The sequence below is a fragment of the Geodermatophilus sp. SYSU D01180 genome (genome assembly GCF_054050415.1).
In genome coordinates this window covers 48,711-70,090 of record NZ_JBJGZH010000004.1, presented here as the reverse complement: position 1 = coordinate 70,090, position 21,380 = coordinate 48,711, and the positions used below count along the sequence as shown (strand labels likewise).

The following is a 21,380-nucleotide window of genomic DNA, read 5'->3' as shown; positions in this document are numbered from 1 at the left end:
CCGGAGGCGCCGGCTCGTCCCGGCGCGTCGCGCCCCAGCGTGCGGGGGGCCACCCGGCAGGGCAAGCGGCCCTCCCTCCGGGGCGGGGGTGTCGGGGCGGCTGGTGCGTACCGTCACCGCCCGGTGATCACGGGGACCGCGACGCGCGACCCCGCCCGGTCACCCGCGTCCCTAGGCTGTGGACCCGTGACCGCGAGCGCGCCCGTCGTCCTGATCACCGAGGAACTGGCCCCGAGCGTGCTGGAGGTGCTCGGCGACGACGTCGAGATCCGCCACGTCGACGGCGCCGACCGGTCCGCCCTGCTGCCGGCGCTGGCCGACGCGGCCGCGGTCATGATCCGCAGCGCCACACGGATCGACGCGGAGGCCCTCGCCGCCGCACCGGACCTCAAGGTGGTCGCCCGCGCCGGCATCGGCCTGGACAACGTCGACGTCGCCGCCGCCACCGAGCGCGGCGTCATGGTGGTCAACGCCCCGACGTCGAACATCGTCAGCGCCGCCGAGCACGCCGTCGCGCTGCTCCTGGCCGCCGCCCGACAGATCCCCGCGGCCGACGCGTCGCTGCGCGAGGGCCGGTGGGCGCGGTCGAGGTTCATGGGCGTCGAGGTCACCGACAAGGTGGTCGGCGTCGTCGGGCTGGGCCGGATCGGCCAGCTGGTCGCCCAGCGGCTGGCCGCCTTCGGCACCACGCTCATCGCCTACGACCCCTACATCCAGCCCGGCCGGGCGGCGCAGCTCGGCGTGCGGATGGTGTCGCTGGAGGAGCTGCTCCGCGAGGCCGACTTCATCACCGTCCACCTGCCGAGGACGCCGGAGACCGTCGGGCTGATCGGCGCCGAGCAGCTGGCCACCACCAAGCGCGGGGTGATCGTCGTCAACGCCGCCCGCGGCGGGCTGGTCGACGAGGCGGCGCTCGCCGACGCGCTGCGCTCGGGCCGGGTCCGCGCCGCGGGCATCGACGTCTTCGCGACCGAGCCCACCACCGACAGCCCGCTGTTCGAGCTGCCCAACACGGTCGTCACCCCGCACCTGGGCGCCTCGACGACGGAGGCGCAGGACAAGGCCGGCACCGCCGTCGCGCACTCGGTGCGGCTGGCGCTGCAGGGCGAGTTCGTGCCGGACGCGGTCAACGTCCAGGCCGGGGGCGTCGTCGCCGAGGACGTGCGGCCCGGCCTGCCGCTGGCCGAGCGGCTGGGCACGGTCTTCACCGCGGTCGCCGGCGGGCTGGCCCAGTCGGTCACCGTCGAGGTGCGCGGCAAGCTCGCCGAGTTCGACGACTCGGTGCTGCAGCTGGCCGTGCTCAAGGGCGTCTTCGCCGACGTCGTCGAGGAGCAGGTCACCTACGTCAACGCGCCGCTCCTGGCCCAGCAGCGCGGCCTCGACGTGACCCTCACCAGCGACCTCGACAGCCCCGACTACCGCAACCTCGTCCGGGTGCGCGGCGCGATGGCCGACGGCCGCGAGATCTGCGTCTCCGGCACGCTGTTCGGCAAGAACCAGGTGCCCAAGCTGGTCGAGGTCGACGGCTTCGACATGGACCTCGACCTGTCCGGCCACCTGCTGTTCTTCGTCTACACCGACCGGCCCGGCGTCGTCGGCACCGTCGGCGCGGCGCTGGGGGAGGCGGGGATCAACATCGCCGGGGCGCAGGTCAGCCGCACGACCCGCGGTGGCGAGGCGCTCATGGCGGTCGTCGTCGACAGCCCGGTGGCCGCCGACCTGCTCGCCGACATCGCCGGCCGGATCGGGGCGCGCGAGGCCCGCTCCGCGGACCTCGACCCGCGCTGACCTAGGGTCGTCGCCATGCGCCTGGCTGTGATCGCAGGGGACGGCATCGGTCCCGAGGTGGTGGCCGAGGGCCTCAAGGTCCTGGGCGCCGTCGCCCCCGACCTGGAGACGACGCCCTACGACCTCGGCGCCGCCCGCTGGCAGCGGACCGGCGAGCTGCTGCCGGACTCCGTGCTCGAGGAGCTGCGCGGGCACGACGCGATCCTGCTCGGCGCGATCGGCGACCCGGGCGTGCCGCCGGGCATCCTCGAGCGCGGGCTGCTGCTGCGGCTGCGCTTCGAGCTCGACCACCACGTCAACCTGCGCCCGGCCAAGCTCTACGACGGCGTCCGCAGCCCGCTGGCCGACCCCGGCACCATCGACATGCTCTGCGTGCGCGAGGGCACCGAGGGCCCCTACGTCGGCAACGGCGGCGTGCTGCGCCGCGACACCCCGCACGAGGTGGCCACCGAGGTCAGCCTCAACACCGCCTTCGGCGTCGAGCGGGTCGTCCGCTACGCCTTCGAGCGCGCGACCGCGCGGCCGCGCCGGCACCTCACGCTGATCCACAAGACCAACGTGCTCACCCACGCCGGGTCGCTGTGGTCGCGCACGGTGGAGGAGGTGTCGGCGGAGTTCCCCGAGGTCACCGTCGCCTACCAGCACGTGGACGCGGCGTCGATGTTCTTCATCACCGACCCCGGCCGCTACGACGTCATCGTCACCGACAACCTCTTCGGCGACATCGTCACCGACGTCGCCGCCGCGGTCACCGGCGGCATCGGCCTGGCCGCCAGCGGCAACCTCGACGCCTCGGGGACCAACCCGAGCATGTTCGAGCCCGTGCACGGCTCGGCCCCGGACATCGCGGGCAAGGGCATCGCCGACCCGACGGCGACCGTGCTGTCGGTGGGCCTGCTGCTCGAGCACCTCGGCTCCGCCGACCTCGCCCGCAAGGTGAACGCCGCCGTGGCCTTCGACCTGTCGACCCGCGACCCGCAGGCGCAGGTCCGCACCGCCGAGGTCGGCGACCGCCTGGCCGCCCTCGCCGGCGGCTGAACCGGCAGCTCCACCCGCGGCTCGACCGGCACGGACCGCACCGTGTGGTGCCCGGCCCCGCCCCGCACGGTGAGGTCGGGCACCGCCGCGCGCTGCTGACGGCGTTAGACTCCGCGGCGATGCACCTGTCCGGCACGATCATCATCGCCTAGCGCGCGGTCAGCACCCCCGACCGCGCGCAGACCCTCCGTACCCGGGGGGTCTTTCTCGTGTCAGGGGCCTGATCGCCGTCGAACCCCCGGGAGCACCCGTGGCCACCGACAGCCCGACCGCCGTCAGCACCGACTTCCACGTCTTCGACACCACGCTGCGCGACGGCGCCCAGCGCGAGGGGATCAGCTTCTCCGTCGCCGACAAGCTCGCCGTCGCCCGCCTGCTCGACGAGATCGGCGTCGGCTACATCGAGGGCGGCTGGCCAGGGGCGCTGCCCAAGGACACCGAGTTCTTCGCCCGCGCCCGCAACGAGCTCAAGCTCCGGCACGCGGTTCTGGTCGCGTTCGGCGCCACCCGCAAGGCCGGGGTCCGCGTCGGGGACGACCCGCAGGTGCGTGCGCTGCTCGACGCGGAGACGCCGGTGGTCTGCCTGGTCGCCAAGTCCGACGTCCGGCACGTGCGCGACGCGCTGCGCACCACGCTCGAGGAGAACCTCGCGATGGTCGCCGACACCGTCGCGTACCTGGTCTCCCACGGGCGGCGGGTGTTCCTCGACTGCGAGCACTTCTTCGACGGCCACGCCGCCGACCCCGACTACGGCGTGGCGGTGCTGCGCGCGGCGTTCGGCGCGGGCGCGGAGGTCGGCGTCCTGTGCGACACCAACGGCGGGATGCTGCCGATGGGCGTGGCCCGGGTGGTCGCCGACGTCCGGTCGCGGGTGGAGGGCCGGCTGGGCATCCACTGCCAGGACGACACCGGGTGCGCCGTCGCCAACTCGCTGGCCGCCGTCGAGGCGGGGGTGACGCACGTGCAGGGCACTGCCAACGGCTACGGCGAGCGGGCGGGCAACGCCGACACCTTCGCGCTGGTGGCCAACCTGGTCACCAAGATGGGCCTGCCGGTCGTGCCCGCCGACTGCCTGGCCGAGCTGCAGCGGGTCAGCCACGCGATCGCCGAGCTGGCCAACATCGCCCCCGACGACCACCAGCCCTTCGTCGGCGCCTCGGCGTTCGCGCACAAGGCCGGCCTGCACGCCAGCGCGATCAAGGTCAGCCCGGAGCTGTACAACCACCTCGACCCGGCCGTCGTCGGCAACGACATGCGCATCCTGGTCACCGAGATGGCCGGCCGCGCCTCGGTGGAGCTCAAGGGCCGCGAGCTCGGCGTCGACCTCGAGGGGCACGCCGACGCCGTCGGCCGGGTGGTGGACCAGGTCAAGGTGCTCGAGGCCGAGGGCTGGTCGTTCGAGGCCGCCGACGCCTCGTTCGAGCTGTTGCTGCGCTCCCAGCTCCCCGGCGCCCCCGCCCCGCTGTTCGAGCTGGAGAGCTACCGGACGACGGTCGAGCACTGGGCCAACGGCGTCGTCATGAGCGAGGCGACGGTGAAGGTCCACGTCGACGGCGAGCGGATCATCAGCACCGGCGAGGGCAACGGCCCGGTCAACGCGCTGGACAACGCGCTGCGCCAGGCGCTGGTCAGCCGGTACCCACGGCTGGCCGACGTCTCGCTGGCCGACTACAAGGTCCGCATCCTCGGCTGGAAGGGCGGCACGAGCGCCACCACCCGGGTGCTGGTCGACACCACCGACGGCGTGGGGGAGTGGACCACCGTCGGCGTCCACGACAACATCGTCGAGGCCTCCTGGCACGCGCTGGTCGACGCGCTGACCTACGCCGTCCGCCACCGCTGACGACGCGCCCGTCCCGCCTTTCGCGCGCGAGAGGCGGGACGAGGGCTCAGTGGTGGGCGTACTCGTCGAGGCGCCACCACATCGCCAGCGCCATCGCCGGGAGCATCAGCACGTGCCCGGCGGTGAACAGGGCCGACGCCGAGATCGTCCCGGTCCAGTACGGCACCAGCAGGACGACGAACGGCACGTACATCGCCACGGACATCTCGGCGATCGCCGGCCAGGAGTGCCGGCGGAAGCGCATCCAGGCGGCCATCCCGATGGCCATCTCGGTCGCCATCACGATCGCGTGGACGTCGGCGCGGTCGTCCAGCCCCGGCCAGAGCCAGGTGCCGACCGGGCCGAGGACCACCATGCCGGCGACCATCGCCACGACCATCTCCAGGTAGTGGCGGACCAGGTGCCAGGTGTGCCGCGTGCGGGTGGAGGTCTGCTCGGGAGGGGTCTGCGTCGTCATGCAGGGAGGTTCGGGCGCGGCGCCGTCCCCGCCACGTGCCGGAGGTCACGGCCGCCGGTCACGGTCGCGGCGTGACCGGTCTCAGATGAGCTCGAGCGCGCGGGCGCGCAGCGCCGCCTGGGTGCGGTCCCGGGCGCCGAGCTTGCCCAGCACGTTGGTCACGTGGTTCTTGACCGTGCCCTCCGCCAGGTACAGCGCCCGCGCGATCTCCCGGTTGCTGCGGCCCTCGGCGAGCAGCCGGAGGACGTCGAGCTCGCGGTCCGACAGCGGCACGACCAGCGGCTGGGGGCGCGGTCGCGGGGCGTCGTCGAGCTGCGCGAAGCGGGCCACCACCTTGGCCGCGACCGACGGCTGCAGCACCGACTCGCCGCGGGCGGCCGACAGCACGGCCTCGACCAGGCGGTCGGAGGAGACGTCCTTGAGCAGGTAGCCCAGCGCGCCGGCCCGCAGCGCGGCGAAGACGTCCTCGTCGTCGTCGAAGGTGGTCAGCGCCAGCACCCGGACGTGCGGCTGCTCCACGCGCAGCCGGCGGGTCGCGCCGATCCCGTCCAGCACCGGCATGTGCAGGTCCATGAGGACGACGTCGGGACGCACGGCCGCCGCCCGTTCCAGCGCCTCGTGCCCGTCGCCGGCCTCGCCGACCACCTCGACCTCCGGGCGCGCGCCGAGCAGGGTGACCAGCGCCTCCCGGAACAGCGCCTGGTCGTCGACGACGAGCACGCGGACGGCGCTCACCCGGGCACCTCGACCAGCAGCTCGGTGCCCGACCCGCCGCACGGCCCGACGGTGACCCGGCCGCCCACGCGGGCGGCGCGCTCGCGCAGCCCGAGCAGGCCGAAGGTGGGCCGGTCCCCGGGGGTGTCGGCGATGCCGCGGCCGTCGTCGCGGACCGCCAGCCGCACGGTGCCGTCCCCGCCGTAGGTCAGCGTCACCCGCGCGCAGGTCGCCCCGGCGTGCTTGCGGACGTTGGTCAGCCCCTCCTGCGCCGACCGGAACAGCGACTCCTCGGTCTCCTCCGGCAGCGGTCGCTCGGGCCCGGTGACCTCGAGCGTGGCGGGGAGCCCCGCGGCCGCGGCCTCGCCGGTCAGCGTCTCCAGCGCGACGCGCAGCGGCGGGCGCGGGACCGGCGCCCGCAGCGTGGCCACCGACCGGCGCACCTCGGCCAGCGCCTCGCTCGCCTGGGACTGGGCCTTGGCGAGCACCTCGTCGGCGCGCGCGGGATCGGTCGGCAGCACCGCGCGGGCGGCCTGCACCTGCATCTGGACGACGGTCAGGTGGTGGCCGAGGCCGTCGTGGATGTCGCGGGCCAGCCGGTTGCGCTCGCGCGTGGTGGCGAGCTCCCCGGCCTGGGCGGCGTACCCGCGGAGCAGCTCGTTGGCCTCGGCGAGCTCCGCCCGCGCCCGCTGCGCCTGCTGCAGGAGCGCGGTCACGACGGCGGTGAACACCGCGGCGCCGAGCAGCCCGAGCGCGTTGCGGGCGAAGTCGGCCCACCCCATCCCGAGGTGCACCAGCGGCACGACCAGCGTCACGGCCGCGGCGGCGGGCAGGGGGAGCAGCAGCACGCACTGGGCCACCAGCACCAGCAGCAGGAGGGTCGCCCCGACGCCGGCGTGGGCCGCGCCGAACAGCAGGACCCCGAGCGGCAGCTGCAGGCAGACGTGCCCGGCGGTGAGCCAGTACCGGCGCGGGGCGGGCTGCCGGGACAGCCACGGGAACGCCACCAGGCTGTGCGCCGCGTACGTCGTCCCGAGGGCGACGGCGAGCAGCGGGTGGGGGTCGTCGGTGGCCTCGACCGCGACGGTGAGCAGCGCCAGCAGGGTCAGCACCGCGAGCGCGCGGGTCACCCGGTCACTGTCGCGCCGTCGCCGCGCCGGGGTCAACCACATCGCCGGCCTCCGGCCGACACCGCGGCCAGGTGCCGTCCCCTGCTCCGCTGAGCCACGCCACGACGTCCCGGTCGGGAGCCTCCGGCCCCGCGACCGGTCCGCCGTCGGGGATCAGCTCCTCGGCTCGACCTCCCCCATCGGGCCGAAGCCGGGGACCGACGGCTCGTCGATGTAGATGATCTGCGGCTGCTCGGCCACGAGGTCCGACATCCAGTCGAAGGCGGCCTTGGCGTGCGGGGTGGCCACGTGCGAGGCGCCGGCGTCGGCGTCCCGGAAGCCCTCGATGCAGACGAAGGTGTTCGGGTCCAGCACGCTGCGGGACCACTCGAAGAACAGGCTGCCCTCCTCGGCGTTCACCGCCGCGGCGTACTCGTCGGCCTTCGCCCGGAACTCGTCGATCTTGTCGGGCCGGACGGGGAACTTGATGACGATCAGGATCACGGGTGCTCCTCGGGGGTCGGCTTCTCAGGGGGTGGGCTGCTCGAGGGCCCGGCGTCACAGCGGGTCGAGCCGGCGGCGCAGCAGGCAGAAGGGGTTGCCCTCCGGGTCGGCGAGCACGTGCCAGCTCTCCTCCCCGGTCTGCCCGACGTCGGCCCGGGTGGCGCCGAGGTCCAGCAGGCGCTGGAGCTCGGCGTCCTGGTCGCGGTCGGTGGCGTTGACGTCCAGGTGCAGCCGCGGCTTGCCGGGGTCGGGCTCGGCCACCGGGGCGAACACCAGCGTGGGGGCGGCGCCGCCGAAACCGGCCTCCGGGCCGATCTCGACCGCTCCGTCGTCGTCGCGGCCGAGCACCCGGTAGCCGAGCACCTCGGCCCACCAGGCGGCGAGCCGCTCGGGGTCCCTGCTGTCGACGACGATCTCGCTCAGACGGCAGGCCACCCGGTCACCGTAGGGCGGGCGGCGGGTGCGCGCGGGGTCAGTAGCCTCGACGTCGTGCGCATCGTCCGCTTCGCCTCGCCCTCGGGCATGTCCTTCGGCGTCCTCGACGGCGACGGCCAGGTCGCCCAGATCGAGGGCCACCCGTTCGGGACCATCTCCTTCACCGGCCAGCGGTTCGCCCAGGCCGACGTCCGGCTGCTCTCGCCGATCCTGCCGAGCAAGGTGGTCTGCGTCGGCAAGAACTACGCCGACCACGTGAAGGAGATGAACACCGGCGACGCCCCGGAGCGGCCGCTGCTGTTCCTCAAGCCCTCGACGTCGGTCATCGGCCCCGGCGACGCCATCCGCATCCCGGCCGGCAGCACCAACGTGCACCACGAGGTGGAGCTCGCCGTCGTCGTCGGCGCCCGCGGCGCCCGCAACCTCACCCCGGAGCAGGTCCCGGGCAGCGTCTTCGGCTACACGATCGCCAACGACGTCACCGAGCGGGACATGCAGAAGGCCGACGGGCAGTGGACCCGCGCCAAGGGCTTCGACTCGTTCTGCCCGTTGGGCCCGTGGATCGAGACCGACCTGCGCGGCCTGGGCAAGGACCCGGCCGATCTGGAGATCACCTGCACCGTCGACGGGGAGCCGCGGCAGGCCGGGCGCACCAGCCAGCTGCTGTTCGACGTCCCGACGCTGGTCTCCTACATCTCGCAGGTGATGACGCTGCTGCCCGGCGACGTCGTGCTCACCGGCACCCCGGCCGGGGTCGGGCCGATCCGCCCCGGCCAGCGCGTGGAGTGCGCGATCGAGGGCCTGGGCTCGCTGACCAACGGCGTCAGCGGCGCCGACACCGCCTCCACCGCCGGCGGCGCGCGATGAGCGGCGTCCGCACCCGCTTCTGCCCGTCGCCGACGGGCATGGTGCACGTCGGCCTGCTGCGCACCGCGCTGTTCAACTGGGCGCACGCGCGGCACACCGGCGGCACGTTCGTCTTCCGCATCGAGGACACCGACGCCGCCCGCGACTCCGAGGAGTCCTACCGGCACCTGCTGGACTGCCTGCGCTGGCTGGGCCTGGACTGGGACGAGGGCCCCGAGGTCGGCGGCCCGCACGGCCCCTACCGGCAGTCGGAGCGGCACGAGGTCTACCGCGAGGTCGCCGCGAAGCTGCTCGCGGCCGGGCACGCCTACGAGTCGTTCTCCACCAACGAGGAGGTCGAGGCGCGGCGGCTGGCTTCCGGCCAGGACCCCAAGCTCGGCTACGACAACGCCGACCGCTTCCTCACCGACGCGCAGAAGGGGGCCTTCCGCGCCGAGGGCCGCGACCCGGTGCTGCGGCTGCGGATGCCCGACGAGGACCTGGTGTGGACCGACCTGGTCCGCGGCGAGGTCCGCTTCGCCGCGGGCTCGGTGCCCGACTTCGTCCTCGTGCGCGGCAACGGCGTGCCGCTGTACCCGTTCGTCAACCCCGTCGACGACGCCCTGATGGGCATCACCGACGTGCTGCGCGGCGAGGACCTGCTGCCTTCCACCCCCCGCCAGCTCGCCCTCTACGCGGCGCTGCAGGACGTCGGCGTCGCCGGCGGCACCCCGCGCTTCGGCCACCTGCCCTACGTGACCGGCGAGGGCAACAAGAAGCTGTCCAAGCGCGACCCGCAGTCCAACGTCGACGTCTACCGCGAGCGCGGCTTCCTGCCCGAGGGGTTCGCCAACTACCTGGCGCTGCTGGGCTGGTCGATCGCCGAGGACCGGGACGTGTTCTCCACCGCCGAGATGGTCGAGGCCTTCGACGTCACCCGGGTCAGCGCCAACCCCGCGCGCTTCGACGTCAAGAAGGCCGAGGCGATCAACGCCACGCACGTCCGCGAGCTGCCGGTGGAGGAGTACGTGGCCCGCGTGGTGCCCTTCCTCGCCGGAGCCGGGCTGGTCGCCGACCCGCCGACCGCCGAGCAGGACCGGGTGCTGAGGGCGATCGCCCCGATGGCGCAGGAGCGCACGGTCGTCCTCTCCGACGCCGTCGGCCTGCTCGGGTTCCTCTTCACCGAGGAGGTGGCCGTCGACCCGGCCGCGGCGGCCAAGAACCTGCGGCCCGACGACGCCGCGGTGCTCGACGCCGCCGCCGACGCGCTGCGCGACCTGACCGACTGGAGCCCCGCCGGCATCGAGCAGGCGCTCAAGGCCGCGCTGGTCGAGGGCCTGGGCCGCAAGCCGCGGCAGGCGTTCGGGCCGGTGCGGGTGGCGGTGAGCGGCCGCACGGTCTCCCCGCCGCTGTACGAGTCGATCGAGCTGCTCGGCCGCGAGCGCACCCTGGCCCGGCTGGCGGCGGCCCGGGCGACGACGGGGGACACGGCGGGGTGACCGTCCCGCCCTGGGGACCGCCGCCCCCGGACCGCCCGCCGACCCCGGACGACGAGCCCTACACCGGCCCGCCGGCCACCGGCCCGTACGGGGCGCCGCCGCAGGTCCCGGGCACGCCGTACGGGGGCGGGGCGCCCCCGTGGGCGCCCGCCGGGGGAGGCGGGGCCGGGCCGGTGCCCTGGCCGCTGGGCCCGGTGCCGCTTCCGCCCGGGCCGCACGGCCCGGCCGGGGCCGGCCCGTACCCGCCGGGCCCGTTCCCGCCCGGCCCCGTCCCGCCCCGGCCGTATCCGCCGGCCCCGTCCCCGCCCGCGCCGTTCCCGCCCGCGCCGTTCCCGCCCGCGCCGTTCCCGCCCGGTGTGGCGCTGGCGCCGCCGCCCGGGACGCCGCCGCACGACGAGCCGCAGCCCTACCTGCTCGCGATGCGCGCGCGGGACTGGGGCTGGTGGCGGCCGCTGCTGGGCCTGCTGCTGTTCACCGTCGCCTACGGCGTCGCCGCGTTCGTCGTCGTCCTGGCCGTGCTCCTCACCGGCGTCTCGCCGGACCTGCAGCTGCTCGACCTGGTCGACCCCGGCGTGCTGCTGCTCACCAACCTCTCGCTGATCGTGGCGATCCCCATCGTCTGGCTGGCCTGGGTGGCCGCCCACGGCATGGCGCCGGGGTGGTCGTCGTCGGTGCTCGCCCGGCTGCGCTGGCGGCTGTTCGCGCCGCTCACCCTGCGCGCGCTGGCCACCCTCGGCGTCGGGATCGCCCTGTCGGTCACCTTCGGCTACCTGCTCGACGACGGCGAGGTCACGGGGCCGGTCGACGACCTGGGCTGGCTGCTGCTGGTCGTGGTCCTCACCACACCGCTGCAGTCGGCGGCCGAGGAGTACGTCTTCCGCGGTTACCTGAGCCAGGCGATCGCCGGCTGGATCCGCAGTCCGCGCACCGGCGCGGTGGTGGCCGCCGTGGTCACCGCCGCGCTGTTCTCGCTGGCCCACGCGCCGGGCGACGTCGTCACCTTCCTCGACCGGTTCGCCTTCGGGCTGGCCGCCTCGGCAGTGGTCTTCCTCACCGGCGGCCTCGAGGCGGCGATCGTGCTGCACGCGGTCAACAACGTGCTGGTGTTCGTCCTGGCCGGGACCCTCGGCGAGGACGTCGCCACGGAGGAGGTCCCGGCCGGCGTCGGGCTGCTGTACCTGCTGGTCACGCTCGTGTCGATGGGCGCCTACGTCGCGGTCGTGGCCGCCTCCCGCCGCCGGCTGCGGGTCGAGACCCAGACCGGGGCGCTGGACCTGCGCGTCCCGGCCGGCGACCCGCGGACCGGGGGGTGGTGACACGGGCTCCGGGAACGTCGGGTATCGTCTTCTCCGGCGCCGCGAGGTGCCCGCCAAACCTTGGGGTATGGGGTAATTGGCAGCCCGACGGATTCTGGCTCCGTTAGTCTAGGTTCGAGTCCTGGTACCCCAGCGAGGAAGCACCACCTCCTCAACAGCACGACCAGCACCACCGCACGGCCCCGTCGTCTAGCGGCCCAGGACGCCGCCCTCTCACGGCGGTAGCGAGGGTTCGAATCCCTTCGGGGCTACAGCGCAGCGAGAGCCCCCGGTCACCGACCGGGGGCTCTCGCCGTTCCCGGGGACCCGCGGCGCGGCCCCGGTCGCAGGCGCCGGCGGGGGGCGTGGCAGGATGGTCGCCGTCCGGCCCCGTCGTCTAGCGGTCCAGGACGCCGCCCTCTCACGGCGGTAGCGAGGGTTCGAATCCCTTCGGGGCTACAGCGCAGCAGGGCTCCCGGCCACCCGGCCGGGGGCCCTGCGCCGTCCCGGGGACCCCGAGTGGCCCATGATCGCGAGCGGACGTAGCGTTCCCAGGGCCCCATCCCGGGCCGGGAACGGAGGCGGACACAGGTGATCCGGACCAGTCGACGGCTGGCCGACGGCCGCGAGATCGTCTACTTCGACGCGGACGGCACGCCCGCCCGCGTCGCCGAGGACACCCGCGACCTGCCGCCCGTCGGCACCCGCTCGCAGCTGCGCCGGGACGCGCTGCTCGGCGAGTGGGTCGTGATCGCCGCCCACCGGCAGACGCGCACCTTCCTGCCGCCGGCCGACCAGTGCCCGCTGTGCCCGTCGCGGCCCGGCCGGCCCACCGAGGTGCCCGAGGCGGACTACCAGGTCGCCGTCTTCGAGAACCGCTTCCCGTCGCTGTCCACCGCCGTCGACCGCGACGTGCCGCCCACCGCGCCCGGCGCCCCGCTGGCCGAGCTGCGGCCCGGCTTCGGCCGCTGCGAGGTGGTGCTGTTCACCAGCGACCACGACCAGCACTTCGCCGGGCTGGGCCGCGACCGCGCGCGGCTGGTGATCGACGTCTGGGCCGACCGCACCGCGGAGCTCGGCGGCATCGACGGCGTCGAGCAGGTGTTCTGCTTCGAGAACTCCGGCGAGGAGATCGGGGTGACGCTGTCGCACCCCCACGGGCAGATCTACGCCTACCCGTTCGTGACCCCGCGGGTGGAGAAGGTGCTCGCCTCGGTGCGCCGGCACCGCGAGGAGACCGGCGGGGACCTGTTCGCCGAGGTGGTGGAGTCCGAGCGCACCGGGCCGCGGGTGGTGGCGGCGAACGAGCACTGGGTGGCCTTCGTCCCGGCCGCGGCGCGCTGGCCCTACGAGGTGCAGCTGTTCCCCACCCGCCGGGTGCCCGACCTGCCCGCCCTCGACGACGCGCAGCGGGACGCGCTGGCCGAGGTCTACCTCGACGTCCTGGGGCGCTTCGCGCACCGCATGGACACCCCGATGCCCTACATCGCCGCGTGGAACCAGGCGCCGGTGCGCACCGGCCGCGAGGACTGGTGGCTGCACCTGCAGCTGTTCTCGCTGCGCCGCGCCCCGGGCAAGCTCAAGTACCTGGCGGGCTCGGAGTCGGGGATGGGCGCGTTCATCACCGACACCAACCCGGAGGACGTCGCCGAGCAGCTGCGGAACGTGGTGGTCCCGTGAGCGGGCTGCCGACCGACGAGGAGGCCGCGGCCCGCGCCGTCGCCGCGTTCACCGAGCGGTTCGGCGCCGCGCCCGAGGGCGTCTGGGCCGCGCCCGGGCGGGTCAACGTCATCGGCGAGCACACCGACTACAACGGCGGGCACGTGCTGCCGGTCGCCCTGCCGCACACCACCCGGGCCGCGGTCGCCCGCCGCGACGACGGCCGCCTCGTCCTCGTCTCCGCCCAGCACCCCGGCGCCGACGCCGACGTCGCGGTCGCCGACCTCGAGCCCGGCACCCCCGGCGGCTGGGCCGGCTACCCGGCCGGCGTCGTCCACCAGCTGCGCGAGGCCGTGCCCGGGGGCCTGAGCCTGCTGGTCGACGGCGACGTCCCGGCCGGCGCCGGGCTGTCGTCCTCGGCGGCGCTGGAGTGCGCCGTCGCCGTGGCCCTGCGCGACCTGCTGGACCTCGGCCTCGGCCCCGACGAGCTGGTCGACGTCGCCCGGCGGGCGGAGAACGACTTCGTCGGCGCGCCCACCGGGATCCTCGACCAGTCCGCGTCGGTGCTGTGCACCGCCGGGCACGCGCTGCACCTGGACACCCGAGACCGCGGCAGCGAGCAGGTGCCCCTCGACCTTGAGGCGGCCGGCCTGGCGCTGCTGGTGGTCGACTCGGGCACCACCCACAGCCACGCCGACGGCGGCTACGGCGACCGGCGCCGCGAGTGCGAGGAGGCCGCCCGGCGGCTCGGCGTCGGCCTGCTCTGCGAGGTGCACGGCGTCGACGCCCTCGCGGTCCTGGACGACGGCACCGCGCGCGGCGCGCTGCTGCTGCGCCGGGCCCGCCACGTGGTCACCGAGGACGCCCGCGTCGAGGAGGTCGTCGGCCTGCTGCGCGCCGGCGGCGACCCGCGGGAGGTCGGCCCGGTGCTCACCGCCGGGCACGCCTCGCTGCGCGACGACTTCGAGGTGTCGGTGCCCGAGCTCGACGCGATCGTCGAGACGGCGCTGGCCGCCGGGGCGCACGGCGCGCGCATGGTCGGCGGCGGCTTCGGCGGGAGCGCGGTCGCGCTCGTCGACGCCGCGGCCGTCGACGACGTCGCCGCCGCCGTCACCGGGCGCGCCGGCGCCACCCGCTCCTACGTCGTGGTCCCCTCCGCGGGGGCCCGGCGCCTGTCCTGACCCGTAGTACCGAGGAGGCCCGAGTGGACGATCTGAGACTGGACGCGGGGTTCGTCGACTACCTGCTGGTGGCCGCCTACTTCGCCGTGGTGCTGCTCATCGGGGCCGCCGCCCGGCGGCGGGTGTCCGACAGCCTGGACTTCTTCCTGTCCGGCCGCTCGCTGCCCGCGTGGGTCACCGGCCTGGCGTTCATCTCCGCCAACCTCGGCGCCGTCGAGATCGTCGGCATGTCGGCCAACGGCGCGCAGTACGGCATGAGCACCATGCACTACTTCTGGATCGGCGCGGTCCCGGCCATGCTGTTCCTGGGCGTGGTGATGATGCCCTTCTACTACGGGTCGAAGGTCCGCAGCGTCCCGGAGTTCATGCGCCGCCGGTTCGGCACCGGCGCCCACCTGGTCAACGCGCTCAGCTTCGCCGTCGCCCAGATCCTCATCGCCGGCATCAACCTCTACCTGCTGGCCACGATCGTCGAGGCGCTGCTGGGCTGGCCGCTGTGGGTGTCGCTCATCGTCGCCGCGGCGGTGGTGCTCAGCTACATCACCCTCGGCGGGCTGTCGGCGGCCATCTACAACGAGGTCCTGCAGTTCTTCGTCATCGTCGCCGCGCTGCTGCCGCTGACCCTCATCGGCCTGCACCGCGTGGGCGGGGTCGGCGGGCTCGTCGACTCGTTCACCGAGGCGGGCCGCGCCGAGGAGCTCACCTCGTGGCCGGCCACCGAGCTGTCCGGCATCGAGAACCCGGTCCTGTCGGTGATCGGCATCGTCTTCGGCCTCGGGTTCGTGCTGTCGTTCGGCTACTGGACCACGAACTTCGTCGAGGTCCAGCGCGCGATGGCGACCAAGTCGATGTCCGCGGCGCGCAGCACGCCGGTCATCGGGTCCTTCCCGAAGATGTTCGTGCCGTTCATCGTGGTGATCCCCGGCATGATCGCCACGATCCTGGTGCCGGAGGTCATCGAGGCCCGCGCGAACGCCGACGCGGAGTTCGACTACAACAACGCGATCCTGCTGCTCATCCGCGACACCCTGCCCAACGGCCTGCTCGGCGTCGCGCTCGCCGGCCTGCTGGCCGCGTTCATGGCCGGCATGGCGGCCAACATCTCCGCCTTCAACACGGTCTTCAGCTACGACCTGTGGCAGCAGTACGTGAAGAAGGACCGGCCCGACCACTACTACCTGGTCGTCGGCCGGTGGGCGACGGTCGGCGCGACCGTGGCCGCCATCGGGACGGCGATCATCGCCTCCGGCTACACGAACCTGATGGACTACCTGCAGACGCTGTTCGGGTTCTTCAACGCCCCGCTGTTCGCCACGTTCATCCTCGGCATGTTCTGGAAGCGGATGACGGCCACCGCGGGCTGGGCGGGCCTGGTGTCCGGGACCCTGGCGGCGGTCGCCGTCGCGTTCCTCAGCGAGGACGCGTTCGGGACGGCGTCGCTGGGCGTGCTCCCGCTCAGCGGCCAGGGGGCGAGCTTCGTCGCCGCGAGCGCCGCGTTCCTCGTCGACATCGTGGTCAGCGTCGTGGTCAGCCAGGTCACCGCGCCCAAGCCGGTCGCCCAGCTCGCCGGGCTCGTCTACTCCGAGACCCCGAAGGAGCAGCGCACCGACCCCGACGCGCACCGGCTGCCCTGGTACCAGTCGCCGACCAAGCTGGCCGGCATCTCGCTGGTGATGGTCATCATCCTCAACGTGATCTTCCGCTGAGTCAGGAGCCCGACATGAGCAGCAGCACCTCCCGCTCCGGCACCTCGGAGCACCAGGCCGGCGCGTTCGACGTCCGCAACGTCATCGCCGTGCTGATCGGCTTCTACGGCGTCGCGCTGGTCCTCGTCGGCCTGTTCGGCAACTCACCGGAGGACCAGGAGAAGACCGGCGACGTCAACGCCAACCTGTGGGCGGGCCTGGCCATGCTCGTGTTCGCGGCCGCGTTCGCGCTGTGGTCGCGGCTGCGCCCGATCGTCGTCGAGGCCCCGCCGGACCGGCAGGACCCCGAGGACGACGGCAGCGGGCGCACGATTCCCGGGCACTGACCCCCGGGCCCGCCGTCCTCCGGGACGGCGGGCCCGGGACGTCGCTCAGCAGAGCAGCGCGGCGGCCACCGACTGCACGCCGGCCAGGCTGGTGCACGGCTCCACGGACGGCGGGACCCCGCCGGAGTCCTCGACGGGGACGGCGGGAGGCGTCGTCCCGGTCACGGGCTCGTCGCTGCTCAGCTGCACGAGCAGGACGATGCCGACGGTGACGGCGGCCGCCATGAGGACGGCGATGACGGCGATGAGCATGCGGTGCGTGGCGGCCCACGCGCCGGCCGGGTGGTGGACGGGCACGGTCATCGGGAGCCCCTCTCCGGGTGCGGCCGTGCCGCCCCTGAGGTGCCGGTCCCGGGCGTGGCACACCCGGGACGACGACGCTGCACCTCCGCCGCGGCGGGCGGAATACGTCAGTGTGCGTATCACGCGGGCGCGGCCGGGCGGCCTAGCGTGACCGGCACGGCCGACGGGGGGTCCGCCATGGCCACCGGGTACCTGCGCGCGCGGGACGCCGAGGACCTGCTCGGCCTGCTCCGGGCGGCGCGGTCCCTCGACCCCGGGCCGGTGCTGCCCTGGGAGCTGCTCGAGGGGCTGCTGCGCCTGGTCCCCGCCGACCTCGACCTGACCGCCCGGCTGGTCGACCACCGGGACCTCCGGACCGTCGTCGTCCAGGGCGTGCGCGCCGACGGGACGCGTGGCGTCGAGCGCGCCGGCGAGGGCGCGCTGGCCGACTCCGCCGGCGGGCTGCGCTCGCCGCTGGTCGGGCCGCAGTGCCGGCGCGCCCTGCGCCGCGTGCTGTCGGCCGGGGACTCCCACCCGGGCGACGGCACCGGCCCGCGGTACCCCGAGGTGACCGCCGACGTGCCCGGCGAGCTCGCGGTGCCGCTGCGCGCGCCCCCTGGCGAGGTGCCCGTCCTGCTGTTCCTCCGGTCCGACGGCACCCCGTTCGGCGGGCCGGACCAGCGGCTGCTGGAGCTGGCCCGGCCGCACCTGCTGGAGCTGTGGCTGGACGCCGAGCACCGCCGCGCGGGCGTGCCGCGGCTGACCGCGCGCGAGTGGGAGGTCCTCGGCCTGGCCGGCGCGGGGCTGTACGCCGAGGAGATCGCCGCGGCGCTGCGCATCGCCGTCGGCACGGTGCGCAAGCACACCGAGCACATCCGGGAGAAGTGCGGGACGCACACCGTCGCCGAGGCGGCCGCCCGGTGCCTGCCGTACGGGCCGGGACCGGGTCAGCCGGTGGTCCGGTGGGGCGGCTGACCCGGTCCGTGTGGCCGTCAGCAGAACGGCTTGGCCATGGTGATCGTCATCGCGCCGGGCAGGGCGCAGGCCGCCTCGTCGACGGGTGCCGGCGACGGCGCGACCGGGGCCGCGTCGTCGGTGGTCAGCAGCACCGTCAGGGTGACGGCCGCGGCGACGGCCAGGGCGGCGACGACGGCGAACAGGACGAGCAGGGTGCGGTGGGCGGCGGCCCAGGCGGCGGCCGGGCCGTGCGTGGCGGTGGTCATCGGGAGGCCCCTCCGGGTGCGGCACGGGGCCGTCCCTGGGATGCGCGACCCGGCGGTGGGTGACCGGGGACCACGACGCTCCGCCTGCGCCGGCCCGCGCGGAATACGCGACGGGGCGTATCCCGGCCGGCCCGCCTGCTCAGTCGTCGAGGACGGTGACCGGCACCCGCTGCACGAGGTTGTTGGCCATCCCCTGGCGGTTCCAGGGCTGCTCGACCGGCTGCGGGCCCTCGGCGTCGGCGGCGCGCACGACCAGCTCGTACCCGCCGGGCGCCGCGTCCCAGGCGCAGGTCCACGCCCGCCACGCGTGCGGGTGCGCCGGGTCGGCCGGCGCGAGGCCGGCCGGGGTCCAGGTGGCCCCGCCGTCGGTGCTGACCTCGACGCCGGTCAGCGGGGCGCGGCCGGACCACGCCCGGCCGGTGAGCATCACGGGGCCCGGCCGCAGGAACCGCTCGCGGGTCATGAAGTCGGGGAAGCCGGGCGGGGCCAGCAGCGCCCGCGGCGCGATCCGGGTGACCGGTACACCGGCCTCGTGCGCCTCGGTCTTCAGCCGGTAGGCCGTGGCGTTCTGGAACCCGCCGAAGGGGTGCTCGAGCACCTCGACCCGGGTCAGCCACTTCACGTGCGCCATGCCGTACCAGCCGGGCACCAGCAGCCGCAGCGGCGCCCCGTGCTGCGGCGGCAGGGGAGCGCCGTTGACCGCCCACACCAGCAGCACGTCGGTCCGCAGCGCCTCGGCCAGCGGCAGGCCGCGGGTGTAGTCCTGCTCGACGCCGCGCTCGACCCCGTGGTCGGCGCCGGTGAAGGCGACGTCGACCGCGGCGGGGGAGACGCCGGCGTCGGCCAGCAGCGGCGCCAGCGGCGTGCCGGTCCACTCGGCGTTGCCGACGGCCTCGAGCAGCCACGGCTGGCTGACCGGGCGGGGCTCCAGCCGGGCGCGGCCGTTGCCGGCGCACTCGAGCAGCACCCGCGCGGTGACCGCCGGCCGCCGGCGCAGGTCGTCGAGGTCCAGCCGCAGCGGCCGCTCGACCGCGCCGGTGACCTCCAGCCGCCAGGTGCCGGGGTCGACGGCGGGGATGTCGTAGTGGGTGAGCACGTAGTGCAGGCCCGGCGGCGTGACGTCGTAGCGCAGCGCCTCGAGCGGCAGGCCGTGGTTGCGGGTGGCCAGCGCCAGCTCGTCCAGGCCGATGCCCTCACCGGGCCCGGCGATCCGGGCCCGCCCGCGCTGCCGGGGCTCCGTGGCGGTCATGGGAGGAGTCTCCGCCCCGCGGCCGCCGGGGAGAACCTCCTAGGAGGCGGCGCGGGCGATCGCCGCCGCCGTCTCCAGGACCGCGCCGACGACCTCGGGGCTCGGCCGGCGGCCCAGCCGCTCGACCGGGCCGGAGATCGACACCGCGCCGAGCACGGCGCCCACCGGGTCGCGCACCGGCGCCGACAGCGAGGCGACCCCGGGCTCGCGCTCGGCCACGCTGTGCGCCCACCCGCGCCGGCGGACGTCGAGCAGCGTGCGGGCGGTGAAACTCGCCTGCGGCAGCAGCGGCGTGACCTCCTCCGGCGGCGCGAAGGCCAGCAGCGCGTGCGCCGCCGACCCCGCCGTCATGGGCAGCCGCGCGCCCACCGGCACCGTGTCGCGCAGCCCGTGCGCCCGCTCGGCGGCGGCGACGCACACCCGCGACCCGCCCTCGCGCACGTAGAACTGGGCGCTCTCCCCGCTGACGTCGCGCAGCGCCGCGAGGTGCCGGCCCGCGACCCGGGCGAGGTCGGCGCTGCCGTGGCTGAGCTCGGCCAGGGCGGGACCCGGCGCCCACGTGCCCGCCGGGGTGCGCCGGAGCAGCCGGTGGCCCTCGAGCGCGACGGCCAGCCGGTGGGCGGTCGCCCGCGGCAGGTCGGTGCGCGCGACGAGGTCGGCGAGCGACGCCGGCTCCTGCGCGACGGCGCGGAGGATGGCCACTGCTTTGTCCAGAACGGCGACGGGGTTAGGCTGTCCCACACAGCGATACTCTCATCCCACACAGTGAGATACCACCGTGGGATGACCCGATCGGGAGGGACCCCGTGCCGAAGACCCTGGCGGAGAAGGTCTACGACGCCCACGTCGTGCGCAGTGCCGCGGGCGAGCCGGACCTGCTCTACATCGACCTGCACCTCGTGCACGAGGTCACCAGCCCGCAGGCGTTCGACGGGCTCCGGGCCGCCGGCCGCCGCGTGCGGCACCCCGAGCTCACCATGGCCACCGAGGACCACAACGTCCCGACGCTCGACGTCCTCGCGCCGATCGCCGACCCGGTCAGCCGGGCGCAGGTCGAGGCGCTGCGGCGGAACGCCGCGGAGTTCGGCATCCGGCTGGCCCCGATGGGCGACCGCGACCAGGGCATCGTGCACGTCATCGGCCCGCAGCTGGGGCTGACCCAGCCGGGCATGACGATCGTCTGCGGGGACAGCCACACCTCCACCCACGGCGCGTTCGGCGCGCTGGCGTTCGGCATCGGCACCAGCGAGGTCGAGCACGTGCTGGCCACCCAGACGCTGCCGCAGTACCGGCCGAAGCAGATGGCCGTCACGGTGAACGGCGAGCTGCCCGAGGGCGTGTCGAGCAAGGACGTCATCCTCGCCGTCATCGCGCGGATCGGCACCAACGGCGCCGCGGGCCACGTCATCGAGTACCGCGGCAGCGCCATCGAGGCGCTGTCGATGGAGGCCCGGATGACGATCTGCAACATGTCGATCGAGGCCGGCGCCCGCGCCGGGATGATCGCCCCCGACGAGACGACGTTCGCCTACCTGCAGGGCCGCCCGCACGCCCCGCAGGGCGCCGACTGGGACGCCGCCGTCGCGCACTGGCGGACGCTGCGCACCGACGAGGGCGCCGTCTTCGACACCGAGGTCGTCCTCGACGCCGCCGAGCTCTCGCCGTTCGTCACCTGGGGCACCAACCCCGGCCAGGGCCTGCCGCTGACCGGGCGGGTGCCCGACCCGGCCGACTTCGCCGACGACAACGAGCGCCGCGCCGCCGAGCAGGCGCTGGCCTACATGGGCCTCACCCCGGGCACGCCGCTGCGCGAGATCGAGGTGGACACCGTCTTCCTCGGCTCCTGCACCAACGGCCGGATCGAGGACCTGCGCACCGCCGCCGAACTGCTGCGCGGCAAGCGGATCGACGCCAACACCCGGATGCTCGTCGTCCCCGGGTCGATCGGGGTCAAGCAGCAGGCCGAGGCCGAGGGCCTGGACCGGGTGTTCACCGAGGCCGGCGCCGAGTGGCGCGGCGCGGGGTGCTCGATGTGCCTGGGCATGAACCCCGACCAGCTCCAGCCGGGGGAGCGGTCGGCGTCGACCAGCAACCGCAACTTCCAGGGCCGGCAGGGCAAGGGCGGGCGCACGCACCTGGTGTCGCCGTCGGTGGCCGCCGCCACCGCGCTCACCGGCCGGCTGACCGCCCCCGCCGACCTCGCCGACGTCCCCGCTGGAGTCTGAG

Annotated in this window: 21 protein-coding genes and 3 tRNA genes; 15 read left to right on the top strand and 9 right to left on the bottom strand. The window is 75.0% G+C overall.

All coding sequences use genetic code 11. The features are described from left to right. The first annotated feature begins 186 nt into the window (after window positions 1–186). From serA to cimA, 3 genes are all read left to right on the top strand, one after another. Entirely contained in the window at window positions 187–1,788 is a 1,602-nt protein-coding gene (serA, locus tag ACI8AA_RS05460) for a phosphoglycerate dehydrogenase (protein WP_457043493.1), read from the top strand. A 15-nt stretch (window positions 1,789–1,803) separates the two neighbouring features. Continuing rightward, on the top strand, window positions 1,804–2,826 hold the full coding sequence (locus tag ACI8AA_RS05455) for a 3-isopropylmalate dehydrogenase (protein WP_457043492.1): 1,023 nt from the start codon (window positions 1,804–1,806) through the stop codon (window positions 2,824–2,826). A 250-nt stretch (window positions 2,827–3,076) separates the two neighbouring features. Next, entirely contained in the window at window positions 3,077–4,669 is a 1,593-nt protein-coding gene (gene cimA, locus ACI8AA_RS05450; RefSeq protein WP_457043491.1) for a citramalate synthase, read from the top strand. 46 nt (window positions 4,670–4,715) lie between these two features. Here cimA and ACI8AA_RS05445 read toward each other — a convergent pair whose 3' ends face one another. From ACI8AA_RS05445 to ACI8AA_RS05425, 5 genes are all read right to left on the bottom strand, one after another. Next, window positions 4,716–5,126: a hypothetical protein gene (locus tag ACI8AA_RS05445; RefSeq protein ID WP_457043490.1), complete on the bottom strand. Its 411-nt coding sequence runs from the start codon at window positions 5,124–5,126 to the stop codon at window positions 4,716–4,718. A gap of 81 nt (window positions 5,127–5,207) precedes the next feature. Beyond that, the gene (locus tag ACI8AA_RS05440) at window positions 5,208–5,861 is read right to left on the bottom strand and encodes a response regulator (RefSeq protein ID WP_457043489.1); all 654 of its coding nucleotides are present in this window, start codon (window positions 5,859–5,861) and stop codon (window positions 5,208–5,210) included. Further along, the gene (locus tag ACI8AA_RS05435; protein WP_457043488.1) at window positions 5,858–6,970 is read right to left on the bottom strand and encodes a sensor histidine kinase; all 1,113 of its coding nucleotides are present in this window, start codon (window positions 6,968–6,970) and stop codon (window positions 5,858–5,860) included. The genes ACI8AA_RS05440 and ACI8AA_RS05435 overlap by 4 nt, the downstream gene beginning before the upstream one ends. Window positions 6,971–7,123: 153 nt before the next feature. Next, complete coding sequence (locus tag ACI8AA_RS05430; protein WP_456935882.1) at window positions 7,124–7,453, bottom strand: putative quinol monooxygenase; 330 nt, start codon at window positions 7,451–7,453, stop codon at window positions 7,124–7,126. Window positions 7,454–7,507: 54 nt separating this feature from the next. Beyond that, entirely contained in the window at window positions 7,508–7,888 is a 381-nt protein-coding gene (locus ACI8AA_RS05425; protein WP_457043487.1) for a VOC family protein, read from the bottom strand. A 54-nt stretch (window positions 7,889–7,942) separates the two neighbouring features. Between ACI8AA_RS05425 and ACI8AA_RS05420 the strand changes: the two genes are divergently transcribed. The 10 genes from ACI8AA_RS05420 (at window position 7,943) to ACI8AA_RS05375 (ending at window position 16,400) form a co-directional block, all read left to right on the top strand. Beyond that, window positions 7,943–8,755 carry a fumarylacetoacetate hydrolase family protein gene (locus tag ACI8AA_RS05420; protein ID WP_457043486.1) on the top strand — a complete coding sequence of 271 codons (813 nt, stop codon included), beginning with the start codon at window positions 7,943–7,945 and terminating at the stop codon, window positions 8,753–8,755. Next, a complete protein-coding gene (gene gltX, locus ACI8AA_RS05415) occupies window positions 8,752–10,233 on the top strand; it encodes a glutamate--tRNA ligase (RefSeq protein ID WP_457043485.1) in 1,482 nt (493 codons plus the stop codon). The genes ACI8AA_RS05420 and gltX overlap by 4 nt, the downstream gene beginning before the upstream one ends. After that, entirely contained in the window at window positions 10,230–11,549 is a 1,320-nt protein-coding gene (locus ACI8AA_RS05410) for a CPBP family intramembrane glutamic endopeptidase (RefSeq protein ID WP_457043484.1), read from the top strand. Before gltX ends, ACI8AA_RS05410 begins: the two co-directional genes overlap by 4 nt. A 61-nt stretch (window positions 11,550–11,610) precedes the next feature. Further along, window positions 11,611–11,682: transfer RNA gene (locus ACI8AA_RS05405), tRNA-Gln, on the top strand. Between the two features lie 45 nt (window positions 11,683–11,727). Beyond that, window positions 11,728–11,800 (top strand) — tRNA-Glu (locus tag ACI8AA_RS05400). A 114-nt stretch (window positions 11,801–11,914) separates the two neighbouring features. Beyond that, window positions 11,915–11,987: transfer RNA gene (locus ACI8AA_RS05395), tRNA-Glu, on the top strand. A 132-nt stretch (window positions 11,988–12,119) separates the two neighbouring features. Beyond that, complete coding sequence (galT, locus tag ACI8AA_RS05390; RefSeq protein ID WP_457043483.1) at window positions 12,120–13,208, top strand: galactose-1-phosphate uridylyltransferase; 1,089 nt, start codon at window positions 12,120–12,122, stop codon at window positions 13,206–13,208. Further along, window positions 13,205–14,368: a galactokinase gene (gene galK / locus ACI8AA_RS05385; protein ID WP_457043482.1), complete on the top strand. Its 1,164-nt coding sequence runs from the start codon at window positions 13,205–13,207 to the stop codon at window positions 14,366–14,368. Before galT ends, galK begins: the two co-directional genes overlap by 4 nt. 23 nt (window positions 14,369–14,391) lie before the next feature. Next, window positions 14,392–16,074, top strand: coding sequence for a sodium:solute symporter family protein (locus ACI8AA_RS05380; protein WP_457043481.1), 1,683 nt, complete (start codon window positions 14,392–14,394; stop codon window positions 16,072–16,074). Between the two features lie 14 nt (window positions 16,075–16,088). Further along, on the top strand, window positions 16,089–16,400 hold the full coding sequence (locus ACI8AA_RS05375) for a hypothetical protein (RefSeq protein WP_457043480.1): 312 nt from the start codon (window positions 16,089–16,091) through the stop codon (window positions 16,398–16,400). A 45-nt stretch (window positions 16,401–16,445) separates the two neighbouring features. Here ACI8AA_RS05375 and ACI8AA_RS05370 read toward each other — a convergent pair whose 3' ends face one another. Next, window positions 16,446–16,703, bottom strand: coding sequence for a hypothetical protein (locus tag ACI8AA_RS05370; RefSeq protein WP_457043479.1), 258 nt, complete (start codon window positions 16,701–16,703; stop codon window positions 16,446–16,448). Between the two features lie 177 nt (window positions 16,704–16,880). Here ACI8AA_RS05370 and ACI8AA_RS05365 point away from each other — a divergent pair, with 177 nt between their 5' ends. Continuing rightward, entirely contained in the window at window positions 16,881–17,657 is a 777-nt protein-coding gene (locus ACI8AA_RS05365; RefSeq protein ID WP_457043478.1) for a helix-turn-helix transcriptional regulator, read from the top strand. Between the two features lie 17 nt (window positions 17,658–17,674). Here ACI8AA_RS05365 and ACI8AA_RS05360 read toward each other — a convergent pair whose 3' ends face one another. From ACI8AA_RS05360 to ACI8AA_RS05350, 3 genes are all read right to left on the bottom strand, one after another. Then, window positions 17,675–17,905, bottom strand: coding sequence for a hypothetical protein (locus ACI8AA_RS05360; RefSeq protein WP_457043477.1), 231 nt, complete (start codon window positions 17,903–17,905; stop codon window positions 17,675–17,677). Window positions 17,906–18,044: 139 nt separating this feature from the next. Beyond that, window positions 18,045–19,154: a molybdopterin-dependent oxidoreductase gene (locus ACI8AA_RS05355; RefSeq protein WP_457043476.1), complete on the bottom strand. Its 1,110-nt coding sequence runs from the start codon at window positions 19,152–19,154 to the stop codon at window positions 18,045–18,047. A gap of 39 nt (window positions 19,155–19,193) precedes the next feature. After that, a complete protein-coding gene (locus tag ACI8AA_RS05350; RefSeq protein WP_457043475.1) occupies window positions 19,194–19,856 on the bottom strand; it encodes an IclR family transcriptional regulator in 663 nt (220 codons plus the stop codon). 104 nt (window positions 19,857–19,960) lie between these two features. On the opposite strand from ACI8AA_RS05350, the gene leuC reads away from it, so the two are divergent. Continuing rightward, the gene (leuC, locus tag ACI8AA_RS05345; RefSeq protein ID WP_457043474.1) at window positions 19,961–21,379 is read left to right on the top strand and encodes a 3-isopropylmalate dehydratase large subunit; all 1,419 of its coding nucleotides are present in this window, start codon (window positions 19,961–19,963) and stop codon (window positions 21,377–21,379) included. Window position 21,380: the final 1 nt, after the last annotated feature.